This window comes from Curtobacterium salicis (assembly GCF_011759505.1).
GTDB lineage: Bacteria > Actinomycetota > Actinomycetes > Actinomycetales > Microbacteriaceae > Curtobacterium > Curtobacterium salicis.
On record NZ_JAAOYO010000002.1, the window covers coordinates 827810 to 839885 of the forward strand.

A 12076-nucleotide genomic window follows, 5' to 3' on the forward strand; every position below is an offset into this window, starting at 1 on the left:
GACGGGCCCGGTTCCGGATCGGTCGCCGGCGACGAGTCCGTCGACGTGGCGGGCCCGGCTCCGGGTCAGTCCCGGGCGGCGAGCCCGTCGACGTGGCGGGCCCGGTTCTGGATCAGCCCCGGGCGGCGAGCCCGTCGACGTGGCGGTCGAGGACGTCGATCGCCCAGTCCCCCGATTCACCGGGCGCGAGCCGGGCGACGTGCATCGCGAGCCCGTCGAGGAGCGCGTGCAGGCGGCAGGCCTCGTACTCCAGGTCGGCCGCCGGCACCCCGAGCACGCCGAGCACCCGTTCGCACCACTGACGCATCTCGACGACGACACGGTCGAGTGTCGGCCGGAGTTCGACGTCCGTGAGTGCGGCGTTCCCGAGGGCCAGGTACACGTCCAGCTCGACCACGCGCTCGTCGTCGAGGGGCAGCAGCTCGACGAGGACGGCCCGCACCCACCGTCGCGGCGGCAGACCCGCGGGGATCGCGTCGATGCGCTGCCGGGTGCGGTCGAACACCGAGGTGATGGCGTGCTCCCGGACGCTCGCCTGGGTCGGGAACGCGTACCGCACGGTGCTCGGGGGCAGACCCGCCTCGGCGGCGACGTTCCGGACGGAGAGGGCGCCGAGGCCGTCCCGCGCGAGGACCTGACAGGCCGCCGCGGACACGGTACGGCGTCGTTCCTCGAGGTCGATGCTGCGCGTCATCCGTCAATACTCGCACGATCGTACGACTTCGTGCTAGAACTGGTCCCCGTGAAGTCGCACAGTCGTACGACTTCGGATCGGAGGAACACCATGGCATGGGTCATCCTGGTGCTGTCGGGCGTGCTCGAAGCCGTCTGGGCCACCGCACTCGGCGCGTCGAACGGGTTCAAGCGGGTGGTGCCGACGATCGTCTTCGTCGCCGGCATGGCCCTCAGCATGGTCGGGCTCGCGTTCGCCATGAAGGAGATCCCGGTGGGCACCGCCTACGCCGTGTGGGTCGGCATCGGCGCATCGCTGACGGTCGTCGTCGCGGTCCTGCGCCGACAGGAGGCCGCGTCCTTGGCCCGCCTCGGCCTGGTCCTCGGCCTGGTCGCGTGCGTCGTCGGACTCAAGGTGGTCAGCTGATGGCCTGGGTCGTGCTGTTCGTCAGCGCCGCGTTCGAGACCGTCTGGGCCACCGCGCTGGGTGCCAGCGACGGGTTCACCCGCCCGGGGCCCACGGTCGTGTTCGCCGTCACCATAGTGCTGAGCCTCGGCGCCTTCGGGTACGTCCTCAAGCACATCCCGATCAGCACCGCCTACGCCGTGTGGACCGGCACCGGAGCGGCACTCACGGTCCTCTGGGGCATGGCGACGGGGGCGGAGCCGGTCACGCTCCTCCGCCTGCTGTTCATCGCCGGCATCGTCGGCTGCGTCGTCGGCCTGAAGCTGGTCCCGGCCCGCCCGGCGGCGCCGCGCGGGGGCCGGGCCTCGGCCGGGCGGACACTCCCGCCCGACCGCGAGGCGGATTCCGTCCGCTGAGCCGAGGCTCGGGACGCGCACCTACGCTCGCGCCGCGCGCCGAGACGGACGGGAGGCCCGGTGCCAGCTGGCACCTGGGCCTCCCGTCCGTCAGGCGCGCGCGGTCAGACCGACGCGCCGGTCCACTCGTCGACGGCGGCCACGTGGTCGGCACCGGCCGTGCCGGCCGACTGCGCGGCGACGACGCGCTCCAGGTGCGTCGGCGGGTTCGACGGCACGTGCGCGGGCCGGTCGGACTCGTTGATGCGGCGGAGCTCCGGCACGATGTCCTCGGCCAGGATGTCGATCTGCTCGAGCACCGTCTTCAGCGGCAGGCCGGCGTGGTCGATGAGGAACAGCTGGCGCTGGTAGTGCCCGACGTGGTCCTTCATCGCGGCGTAGCGGTCGATGACCTGCTGCGGCGACCCGACGGTGAGCGGGGTCTGGGTGGTGAAGTCCTCCATCGACGGGCCGTGGCCGTAGACCGGGGCGTTGTCGAAGTACGGGCGGAACTCATCGATGGCGTCCTGCGAGTTCTTCCGGGCGAAGAACTGCCCACCCAGCCCGACGATCGCCTGGTCGGCACGACCGTGGCCGTGGTGCTCGTAGCGCTGGCGGTACAGCCCGACCATCTGTTCGGTGTGCTGGATCGGCCAGAAGATGTTGTTGTGGAAGAACCCGTCGCCGTAGTACGCGGCCTGCTCCGCGATCTCCGGCGTGCGGATCGAGCCGTGCCAGACGAAGGGCGCGACGCCGTCGAGCGGGCGCGGGGTCGAGGTGAAGCCCTGCAGCGGCGTGCGGAACTGCCCCTGCCAGTTGACGACCTCGTTCTCCCAGAGCTGGCGGATCAGCGCGTAGTTCTCGACCGCCAGGTTGAGGCCCTGACGGATGTCCTTGCCGAACCAGGGGTAGACCGGGCCGGTGTTGCCGCGGCCCATCATCAGGTCCATGCGGCCGTCGGAGATGACCTGGAGCATCGCGTACTCCTCGGCGATGCGCACGGGGTCGTTCGTGGTGACCAGGGTCGTCGAGGTCGAGAGGGTGATGTCCTTCGTGACGCCGGCCAGGTAGCCGAGCATCGTCGTCGGGCTCGACGCGACGAACGGCGGGTTGTGGTGCTCTCCGGTGGCGAAGACGTCGAGGCCGGCCTGGTCCGCGTGCTGCGCGATCGTCAGGATGTCCCGGACGCGCTGGGTGTCGTCCGGCGTGGTCCCGGTGGTGGGGTCGGTCGTGACGTCGCTGACCGTGAAGATCCCGAACTGCATGATGTGCCGCCTCGTCTGTCGCTGGCTCGTTCCGGTTCAATGCGTTTGCATCGAACTGACGGGTACAACGTAGCGCAGACGGGAGCATTCCCGCCACCACCACCGGCGGTGGTCAGACGCGGACGGGAGGCGCGTCCGGACTGGTCGTCGGCGGCACGTGGTGCATGCCGTCGGCCAACCACACCGCGGTGATCACGGCGAGGACGCTGGCGGACGACGCCAGCCGACCCGCCAGCAGCATCGCGCCGTGGTCGTCGCCGAGGGTCCCGATCAGGAGGGCGACGACCCCGACCAGCAGCGCGGCGGCCACGGCGACGAGCAGCACCACCGTCACCAGCCGGCGCGGCCCCCGACGGCCGTCACGGTCGCCGCGGGCACCCCGGTCCACCTGCGGACCGACCGCACGGACGAACCCGAGCCAGAAGAGCGCGATCGCACAGGCACCGATGATGTCGCTCACCCGGTGCCACCCGTAGACCACGGTCTGGTTGGCCACGAACACCGCGTAGACGGTGCCGGCGAGCAACACCAGCGGACGGAACCGACGCGGCGTCACCATGAGCACGGCGAACAGTGCCGCGAGGGCGATCGTCGCGTGCCCGGACGGGAACGAGTTCGGCGTCTCCGACTGAGCGATCTCCGGGCGCTCGGCGATACGCTTGAGCAACGTCGAAGTTCCCGCGGACGCGAGCACCACGAAGCCCGCTCCGAGGCCCACGGCGAGCCGCTTGCGTGCGAACGCGACGGCGGCGATCACGACGACCAACAGCAGGATCACCGGCACCGAGATGACGTTGAGGGCGGTGTCCGACCCGAACAGGTCGGACTCGCGGACACCGCCGAGCGCGGCGTCCTCCACCCGCTGCCCCAACGGTGTCAACACGGCGACCGCGTAGACGGAAGGCACGATCACGAACCCCAGAGCCGCGAGCAGCGCCCACCGGAGCCTCCGGGACACGCTCGGTCCACGCCCCTCGTCGAAGGACTCGGCGGCGGTGCGCTCCGGTGTCCGCGTCACGGGCATCGTCCTCCTCGGGGTCATGGTGGTCGGCCTCGTCGTCCGTCTGCTGAGCGGGAAGCGATTCGGCCGCTCGGGGTCCGACACGATACCGTTGGACCGCCCGTCGGAAGCTGGGAAGACAGGCCTCCGCAGCAAGGCCACGGCCGTCCTGCAGCAGGTCTCCGGACAGCGTGACACAGGTCGGACCACCACCGGAGCGCGTGGCCCTGGCAGCGTCCGTGACCAGCGCGACGGCGGGCAGTCGTACAGCGCGATCGTCGCGCAGGAAGAGGAGACCGAAGTGGCCGTCAAGGAACCGAGCATCACCGCCTCGCCGAACCGTGCACTGGCGATGACCGCCGGCACGCTGTTCGCGATCTGGGGCATCCTGGGCTTCTTCTTCGCCCAGGACGGCGGCGGCGCGTTCTTCAGCCGCTCCGGTGGGTTCCTCTGGAACTCGTTCGGGCTGAACCCGGCACTCTGCGGCCTGTGGACGATCCTGGCCGCCGCGTTCTTCATCGTCGGCCTCGGCAACACGATCGGGTCCCGCACGGTGAACCTGGTCATCGGTGTCGTCCTGCTCGTGCTCGCCGTCTACGGGTTCGTCTTCTCGAACACCTCGGCGAACGTCCTCGCGCTGAACACGACCGACAACGTCTTCCACGCCATCGTCGCCGTCATCCTGCTCCTCACCGCGCTGGGTGCCGACAAGGAGAACCTCCGCGCGCTGCGGGCAGCGGGCGCTCGCGCCTGACCGGTTCCGTCCCTCGACGCCCGTCTGCCGCTCCGGCAGGCGGGCGTCGTCGTTCGGGGGTGCTGGCTGGACAGCCGCTCCCCGGGGTCGACGCGCCCTGTGCCGGGCAGGCGAGCGCCAGATCGAACGAGCGAGCGTCAGGCGTCGGCGGGGTCCGCGGGATCCGTGCTGTCGGCCGCGGGCTTCGGCGCCTCGAGCTGGGTCGCGACGACCCGGGGTGACTCGGACATGAAGCGGCGCACGTCGACGTCCACGATGATGTCCGCGGGCCGGAGGGGACGCGTCAGGTAGAGCCCGTCGAGGGACGTCAGGCGCGACAGTGCCACGTAGGTCTGCCCCGCACTGAACACCCGGTTGCCGAGGTCGACGACGGCGCGGTCGTACGTGCTGCCCTGCGACTTGTGGATCGTCACCGCCCAGGCCAGGCGCAGTGGGAACTGTTGGAACTCCCCCACGGTGTCCTTCTTGAGTTCCTTCTTGTCCGGGTCGTAGGAGTACTTGAACTTCTCCCACACCGACGGCTGGACCTCGAAGTCCTCGCCGTCGACGCTGACCCACACGGTGTCCCGGATGCTCCGCACGATGCCGAGCGTGCCGTTCACCCATCGCTGGTCCGGGTCGTTGCGCAGGAACATGACGTGCGCGCCGGGCTTCAGCTCGAGGGCTTCGTCCGCCGGGTAGTTCCGGCCACCGAAGTCACCGTTGACGTCGGCCTTGGCGGTCTTCAGCTTGCCGGGCAGGCGTTCGAGCGCGGCCTTGTTGATGCGCGAGACGGTGTCGTTCCGGGTGGCGAGGGTGATCGCGTCGTCCGGCGCGGGTCGGGCACCCGCTTCGTTGAGCTGCTGCGCCACGTCGGCGGTGACCCGCCCGTGGCGGACCGCGGTGAGCATCGCGGCGAAGGCGTCGTCCCGCTGCCGGTGCACGGTGGCGAGCTCGATGATGTGCAGCTGCGCCTCGAGCCACACCTTGGCGTCGAAGAACCACATGGACCGGTAGTGGTCGGTGAAGTACGCCCGCTCGTCACCGTCGCCCGGCACCGGGGGCAGCTGGTACGGGTCGCCGAACATGACGACCTGCACGCCGCCGAACGGTTCGAACTGCCGCCCGCGGGCCTTGCGCAGCGAGCGGTCCATGGCGTCGAGCAGGTCGGCGTTGACCATCGAGACCTCGTCGATGACCAGGGTGTCGATGGTGTTGAGGAGCTTCCGGGTGTCCGGGCCCTGCCGCAGTTCGGCGTCCGCGATGAGACCGATCGGCAGGCGGAACAGCGAGTGGATCGTCTGGCCGCCGACGTTCAACGCGGCCACGCCGGTCGGCGCACAGATGACGACCTGCTTCTCGGTGTTCCACGACAGGTGGTTGAGCAGCGTCGACTTGCCGGTGCCCGCGCGTCCGGTGATGAAGACGTGGTCGCGCGTCGACTCGATGTACTCGAAGACCGCCCGCTGTTCGGCGGAGAGCTCGACGCTCACCGGGCGCTCGATCCGCTCGCGACACCGCTGTCGCCGACCGGCGACGCCGCGACGTCCGCAGCCTCCGCGGCCTCGGCAGCTTCCGCGGCCTCCGCAGCCGGAGCAGCAGCCGGTGCCACGGGCGGACCGGCGACGTCGCCGGCCGCGGCCCCGAGACGCAGCCGCACCAGTCCGACGGCGACGACCGCGATGACGACGAGGACCCCGGCGACGATCAGCACCGTGCCCGCGTGCGCCTGGTCGACGAGCGGGTCCGGTCCCCACGTCCGGCCCATCGCGCCGAACCAGGACGCCTGCAGCAGCCCGAGCGGCCCCTGCATCGCGATGCCGAGCGAGACCGTGCCCGCGGCGACGACGACCGCGCCGCCGCCACGCACCAGGAACGCGGCAGTCGACGGGCGCCGGGCGCCGAGGGCGATCGGCGTGAGCAGGGTCGGCAGTGCCAGGAGTCCGACGAGCAGGAAGACGAAGTCGACGACCGTGCGGCCCATGGCGTCGCTGACGGACCAGCGCAGCACGTCGGTCGCGTACGACCCCCACCAGACACCGGCGAGCAACAGGAACGCGGGGAACGGCTGCACCAGGTAGCGCACCACGGCGTTGTCGACGAGGACGGTGGTCCACTCGGCGACCCCGGCGCTGTCATCCGTCCGAGGGTGGACGGCGGCCCGGATGAGCTGCACGGGTGCCGCGGCCCACACCAGGGCGGGGACGACGAGCCCGAGCACCACGTGGGCTCCGACGTTCGCCGACACCAGGAAGCGGTCGTAGGTGTGCAGCGAACCCGAGGTCGCGACGACGAGCGCCACGATCGCGATGCCCGCGGCGACCGAGCGTCGGACCGGCCAGGACCGACCCTGCCGGCGGAGACGGACGACCCCGGCGGCGTAGGCGACGACCATCAGCACCGCGGCCATCACCCAGAACAGGTCGGTGTTCCAGTTCGTCAGCCAGCCCCACGATCCGGGGGCCGCGGGGAGCGAGTCGTCGGTGAGGATCTCGGCCGGGGTCGGGTCGGCGGTCTTGCTCAGCGCCAGTTGCCCGGCGGGGGTCGCGGTGCGGCCGAGTGCGGCGGCGAACCCCGAGGCGACACCCATCACCGCGAGCTCGACCACGACGAGTGTCCAGAACGGCCGGACCCGAGCGGGCGCCGCGGTCAGGGCGGAGATCACCCGGCGACGGTGCATCGCCCCGATGACGCCCATCGCGACGATGGCACCGACCTTGACGAGCACGAGCACGCCGTAGGGGCTGCCGAGTTCCGCCCAGGCCCCGATCCGGATCTGTGCCGACACCACGCCCGAGACGCTGACGAGCACGAAGCAGCCCAGCGCGACGCTGGAGTACCGGCCGACGACCGCAGCCAGGCGGCCCCCCGGGACGACGTCGCGGATGAGGACGAGCATCACCAGCCCGCCGACCCAGAGCGCGGCACCGACCAGGTGCAGCCCGAGCGCGGTGACGGCGGCGTCGTGGCTGGCCGTCCCGGCTGCGTGGCCCTGCTGCGTCAGCGGGACGAGGCCGATCAGCGCGACGCCGGTCGTCAGCGCGACCATGCCGCGGGAACGCACCGCGAAGCAGAGGACCGTCACCGCAGCGGCGACGAGCACGGTGGTGAGCCAGGCGAGCCCGAGGTCCGTACCGGTGAGGAAGACGCCCATCGACTGGCCGAACTTCGCGTCGAGGCTCACCGCGCCGCCGGCGACGCTGAGGTACGTGAAGAAGGTCGTGACCGCCGAGGTCACCGTCCAGACACCGGCCGCCGCGGCAGCGACGTCGATCGCCCGGTCCCACTCCGGCGCCGTGCGCGAGAGCCCGATGGTCGCGAGGGCGAGCCCACCGATGGCGGCGGCCGCGGACAGGTCGACGAGCATCCGCGCGAGGGGGAGCCCGAACCGGACGACCGCGCCGGGGTCCGCGATGAGCGCGGCGTCGGCACCACCGCCGACGACGAGCGCCACGAGCAGGGACACGAACGCCGCGAGCAGCAGGACGCCGGGGCCGGCGATGCGCGCGATGCGGTTCACCCGTCAAGCCTAGGCGCTGCCCGGCGCACCACGGCAACGGCGCAGCCCGACCTGTGGACAGGGGACGGGCCTTGCGGGAACGACGGAAGGGACGGCGCGGACGCCGTCCCTTCCGTGGAGCTGAGCGGTCTTACTTGACCGACGCCTTGAGCTTGCTGCCGGCGCTGACCTTGACCGAGTCGCTCGCGGCGATCTCGATGGCCTCACCCGTCTGCGGGTTGCGGCCGGTGCGGGCGGCGCGGTGGGTCTTCTCGAAGGCGATCCACCCCGGGATCGTGACCTTGGTGTCGTCCGCGACGGACTTGCCGACGACGGCGAACAGCGCGTCGACGACGCCGTTGACGGTGGCCTGGCTCTGGCCGGACTCGGCGGCGACGGCAGCGACGAGCTCGGTGCGGTTCAGTGACTTGTCAGCCATTGGATGTCCTCCTCGGACTTCTTGCGTATGGGTCGGACGCGGAACGTCCGGATGCCCGGGGCGGTTGCCCCGTGCTGCGGGCCCGGTCGGGCCAGGGGCCCGTGGAACCGCTGATGAACCTACCAGCCGGTTCCGGGGTTTCTGGTCGACTCGCCCGGTTTTCCGGGCCTCCCGAGCAACAGGAGTGGCTGGAGTGGCGGATGTGACGACCGTGGTGCTGCCCGGAGTCGGCGGATGACGTCCCTCGGACAACGACGACGCCCCCACGACCTCGAGAGGTCGCGGGGGCGTCGTGGAGAACCGGTGGTTACCAGGAGCTCTTCGTGATGCCGGGGAGCTCACCACGGTGGGCCATGTCGCGGAAGCGGACACGGCTGATGCCGAACTCACCGAGGTGGCCACGGGGGCGACCGTCGATGGCGTCACGGTTGCGGTAGCGGACCGGCGACGCGTCGCGGGGCAGCTTCTGCAGGCCGACGCGGGCCGCTTCGCGGGACTCGTCGGTGCCGTTCGGGTCGACGAGGGCCTTCTTCAGCTCGAGGCGACGCTCGGCGTAGCGCTCGATGATGACGGCGCGCTGGTTGTTCTTCGCGATCTTGCTCTTCTTCGCCATGGCCTAGCGCTCCTCACGGAAGTCGACGTGCTTGCGGACCACCGGGTCGTACTTCTTCAGCACGAGACGGTCGGGGTTGTTCCGGCGGTTCTTCTTGGTCACGTACGTGAACCCGGTACCCGCGGTGGAACGGAGCTTGATGATCGGACGGATGTCCTGACCGCGCTTCGCCATCAGATCTTCTCCCCACGGGCGAGGATGCCCGCCACGACGGACTCGATACCGCGAGCATCGATCACCTTGATGCCCTTGGCGCTGACGTTGAGCGTCACGTTACGACGCAGCGACGGCACGTAGTAGGTCTTCTTCTGCACGTTCGGGTCGAAGCGACGCTTCGTCCGACGGTGCGAGTGCGAGATGTTGTGACCGAAGCCGGGAACGGCGCCGGTCACCTGGCACACTGCAGCCATGGTTTCCTCCTGATGAATACCGTGCAGCCATCCGGCTGCACCCAAGGTCACTTGCCTGATGCGCACGCGCTGGACAATCGGATCCAGCCATCGGAACGGCTGGATCGAGGAGCCCGGCGAGGGGGTGTGCGCACCGCCCAGACCGGCGGCGGTCCGGATCGACGAGGTCGACCAGGGTCAGCACATCCGGGCCGGGAGGCTCGGATCCGGTACCACGCGACCGCGGCGTTCGCGACGGTCGGAGGGCAGAACAACGGGCGCTCCGCGCAGGCGCGGAGAACCAGCGGCCCACGTTACGCGACGGCCGGGCGCGTCGCAAGCCGAGCCTCCGGTCCGGGAGGGGCGGCGAGCTGCGACGCTGGATGCCGGGTCAGCGCCGGAGGCCCGAGGGCGGCAGCAGGATCCCGCGCTCCTGCCGGATCCAGTATAGCCCCGTCTGCCGACGTTCCGCTCGGGTCGCGAACCGGTACCGGAACACCCGCGCCCGGACCCACCGCGGTCGCTGCCCGTCGAACGGGTCGTGCTGCAGCAGCCGGAGCGTCGGTCGGTCGGCTTCGAGCAGGCGGAGCACGAACACCCGGAACCAGCCGTCGTCCGCACCGAGCGCCAGGAACCACATCATCCAGTCGAGCCGCAGGTGGTACGGCGCGAACTGGGCCGGCCGACGACGCGGGTCCCCCGGCTTCCCCGCGAACTCGTAGGGCAGCCAGTCGGCTTCGTCGGGCTCCTCGGCGAGCGTTCCCTCGACGACCACCTCGTCGCGCTGCTGGGTGACACTGCCGAACGCCCCGTACGCGTTGGCGAGGTGCCACCGGTTGAACGACGCGTTCATGAGTTGTCGGCGCGAGACCAGGTTCTTCGCGGAGGGCCAGGACAGCACCAGCAGGAGCACCCCGACGGCGACCGTCAGCGCCGCGAACCAGAGCGGCGTGGCGGTCGGCCCGGTCTCCACGAGGTTCCGGAGGAACGGCAACACCGCCGCGATCGACCGGTCGTCGACCGCCGCGAACGTGAGCACCAGCGTGATCCAGTTGAGCCAGGCGAAGTTGCCCGTCACGACGAGCCACAGCTGGGTGAGCAGCACGAGCGCCGCCGCGGCGGAGGCGACGGGCTGCGGCGCGAAGAGCAGGAACGGCACACCGAGCTGGACGACGTGGCTGCCGAGGGTCTCGAGCCGGTGCACGGGCCGGGGCAGCAGGTGGGCGGTGCGCGACATCGGGTTCGGCATCGGCTGCGTCTCGTGGTGGTAGTACAGCGCGGTCAGGTCCCGCCACGACCGGTCCCCGCGCATCTTGATCATGCCGGCGCCGAACTCGAGCCGGAACACCAGCCACCGGACGGCGATGAGCACCACGATCGGCGGCGCGACCTGCTCGGACCCGAGGAACGCGACGATGAACAGCGACTCGAGCAGGAGCGACTCCCACCCGAAGGCGAAGAAGGTCTGCCCGACGTCCGAGATCGACAGGTACGCCAGCCACAGCAGCAGGAAGCAGAGCACGGGCACCCACGCCGGCCCCCGCTGCGGCAGCCCGACGACGACCGCCAGCGACAGCACCGCCCCGCCGCCGGCCAGGATCCGCAGCCGCCGGTCGGTGTACCGCCACCACCGCCACACCACGGGCAGCGACTGCGCGTACCGACGCTCCATGAACCGCGGGACGGGCAGGAGGCCGTGCTCGCCGAGCAGCGCCGGGAACTGCGCGATGGCGGACAGGAACGCCAGGCACGCGATCGCCGCGACGCCGCGCTGCAGGACGAAGCGGGCGACGTCGTAGTCCCCGGCGCCCGCCCATCCCGTCCATGCCTGCAGGTCCACGGGCCGGACGCTACGCGGGGTGCGCCGGAGGGACACCCCGAGACCGCGTGGTCCGGCCGGACGGGGCGGGCGCCGTCAGGAGGACGGGCGGGCGCCGCCAGCAGGACGGGCAGGCGCCGCCGACAGGGCGGATCAAACGCCGTCGGTCGGGCGCGGGGCGAGCGCCTGCACGATGAGCGCGCCGAGCTCCTGCGGCGCGGTGGACATCGGCCAGTGCCCGGTGTGCAGCCCGACGATCTCGAGCTCCTCGGTCGCCACGAGCTCGGCGGCCCAGACCTGGTGGTCCGCGACCATGCCCGCCAACTCGTCCGGGGCGATCTCGCACGTGATGACGGTGGCGGGGATCCGGTGCCGCGCCGGGTCGCCGTAGTGGAACCGGTCCGAGGTGACCCGCTCGGGTTCGGGGACCGCCCGCAGTTCGAGGTCAGCGCGGATCTCCGGCGTCATGTCGCGCAGGGTCGCGGCTTCCCAGATGTCCCACGACGGCAGTGGCACCAGTCCGTCGACGACGGGCAGTTCGTCGTTGACGCAGCCGCCGTCCGGCCCGGGGAACGTGTCGGCGTAGACCAGGCGCAGCACCCGGTCGGGCCGCTGGTCGGCTGCCATGTACGCGATCGGGCCGGCGCCGGAGTGGCCGACCAGGACGACGGGTTCGGGGGCGGCATCGACCCGGGCGACCAGGTCGGCGACCTGTTCGTCGAGCGTGGTGCCGTGCCGGGTGACGGCGTCGACGGTGTGCCCGGCCGCGCGGATGACCGGGACGACGTCGTCCCACGCGCTCGCGTCGAGCCAGAACCCGGGGACCAGGATCACGTGCATGTCGCG

14 protein-coding genes are annotated in these 12076 nt (G+C 71.2%); 3 read left to right on the forward strand and 11 right to left on the reverse strand.

What is annotated here, in order from left to right:
* Positions 1-112 precede the first annotated feature (112 nt).
* The gene (locus tag E9228_RS08205; protein ID WP_166780054.1) at positions 113-694 is read right to left on the reverse strand and encodes a TetR/AcrR family transcriptional regulator; all 582 of its coding nucleotides are present in this window, start codon (positions 692-694) and stop codon (positions 113-115) included.
* A gap of 90 nt (positions 695-784) precedes the next feature.
* Between E9228_RS08205 and E9228_RS08210 the strand changes: the two genes are divergently transcribed.
* Positions 785-1099, forward strand: coding sequence for a DMT family transporter (locus tag E9228_RS08210; protein ID WP_111076030.1), 315 nt, complete (start codon positions 785-787; stop codon positions 1097-1099).
* Positions 1099-1494, forward strand: a complete 396-nt coding sequence (locus E9228_RS08215) for a DMT family transporter (protein ID WP_166780055.1) — start codon at positions 1099-1101, stop codon at positions 1492-1494. Before E9228_RS08210 ends, E9228_RS08215 begins: the two co-directional genes overlap by 1 nt.
* Before the next feature lie 104 nt (positions 1495-1598).
* On the opposite strand, the gene E9228_RS08220 is transcribed toward E9228_RS08215, so the two are convergent.
* Both E9228_RS08220 and E9228_RS08225 read right to left on the reverse strand, forming a co-directional pair.
* Positions 1599-2738, reverse strand: a complete 1140-nt coding sequence (locus tag E9228_RS08220; RefSeq protein ID WP_166780056.1) for a CE1758 family FMN-dependent luciferase-like monooxygenase — start codon at positions 2736-2738, stop codon at positions 1599-1601.
* 112 nt (positions 2739-2850) lie between these two features.
* Entirely contained in the window at positions 2851-3762 is a 912-nt protein-coding gene (locus tag E9228_RS08225; RefSeq protein ID WP_166780057.1) for a phosphatase PAP2 family protein, read from the reverse strand.
* 88 nt (positions 3763-3850) lie between these two features.
* Here E9228_RS08225 and E9228_RS08230 point away from each other — a divergent pair, with 88 nt between their 5' ends.
* Positions 3851-4492 carry a DUF4383 domain-containing protein gene (locus E9228_RS08230; protein ID WP_166780058.1) on the forward strand — a complete coding sequence of 214 codons (642 nt, stop codon included), beginning with the start codon at positions 3851-3853 and terminating at the stop codon, positions 4490-4492.
* Between the two features lie 137 nt (positions 4493-4629).
* On the opposite strand, the gene E9228_RS08235 is transcribed toward E9228_RS08230, so the two are convergent.
* The 8 genes from E9228_RS08235 to E9228_RS08270 form a co-directional block, all read right to left on the reverse strand.
* Positions 4630-5964, reverse strand: a complete 1335-nt coding sequence (locus E9228_RS08235; RefSeq protein ID WP_166780059.1) for an AAA family ATPase — start codon at positions 5962-5964, stop codon at positions 4630-4632.
* Positions 5961-7991 carry a cytochrome c oxidase assembly protein gene (locus E9228_RS08240; protein WP_166780060.1) on the reverse strand — a complete coding sequence of 677 codons (2031 nt, stop codon included), beginning with the start codon at positions 7989-7991 and terminating at the stop codon, positions 5961-5963. The genes E9228_RS08235 and E9228_RS08240 overlap by 4 nt, the downstream gene beginning before the upstream one ends.
* A gap of 130 nt (positions 7992-8121) precedes the next feature.
* Complete coding sequence (locus E9228_RS08245) at positions 8122-8409, reverse strand: HU family DNA-binding protein (RefSeq protein WP_110823157.1); 288 nt, start codon at positions 8407-8409, stop codon at positions 8122-8124.
* 307 nt (positions 8410-8716) lie between these two features.
* Positions 8717-9022: a 30S ribosomal protein S14 gene (gene rpsN / locus E9228_RS08250; RefSeq protein WP_110823155.1), complete on the reverse strand. Its 306-nt coding sequence runs from the start codon at positions 9020-9022 to the stop codon at positions 8717-8719.
* A 3-nt stretch (positions 9023-9025) separates the two neighbouring features.
* Positions 9026-9196 (reverse strand): 50S ribosomal protein L33, encoded by a 171-nt coding sequence (gene rpmG, locus E9228_RS08255; protein ID WP_110905119.1) that lies wholly within the window; start codon positions 9194-9196, stop codon positions 9026-9028.
* Positions 9196-9432 (reverse strand): 50S ribosomal protein L28, encoded by a 237-nt coding sequence (gene rpmB / locus E9228_RS08260; protein ID WP_110905118.1) that lies wholly within the window; start codon positions 9430-9432, stop codon positions 9196-9198. Before rpmB ends, rpmG begins: the two co-directional genes overlap by 1 nt.
* Positions 9433-9802: 370 nt before the next feature.
* Positions 9803-11251, reverse strand: a complete 1449-nt coding sequence (locus E9228_RS08265; protein ID WP_166780061.1) for a lipase maturation factor family protein — start codon at positions 11249-11251, stop codon at positions 9803-9805.
* A 132-nt stretch (positions 11252-11383) separates the two neighbouring features.
* A complete protein-coding gene (locus E9228_RS08270; RefSeq protein WP_166780062.1) occupies positions 11384-12070 on the reverse strand; it encodes an alpha/beta fold hydrolase in 687 nt (228 codons plus the stop codon).
* Positions 12071-12076: the final 6 nt, after the last annotated feature.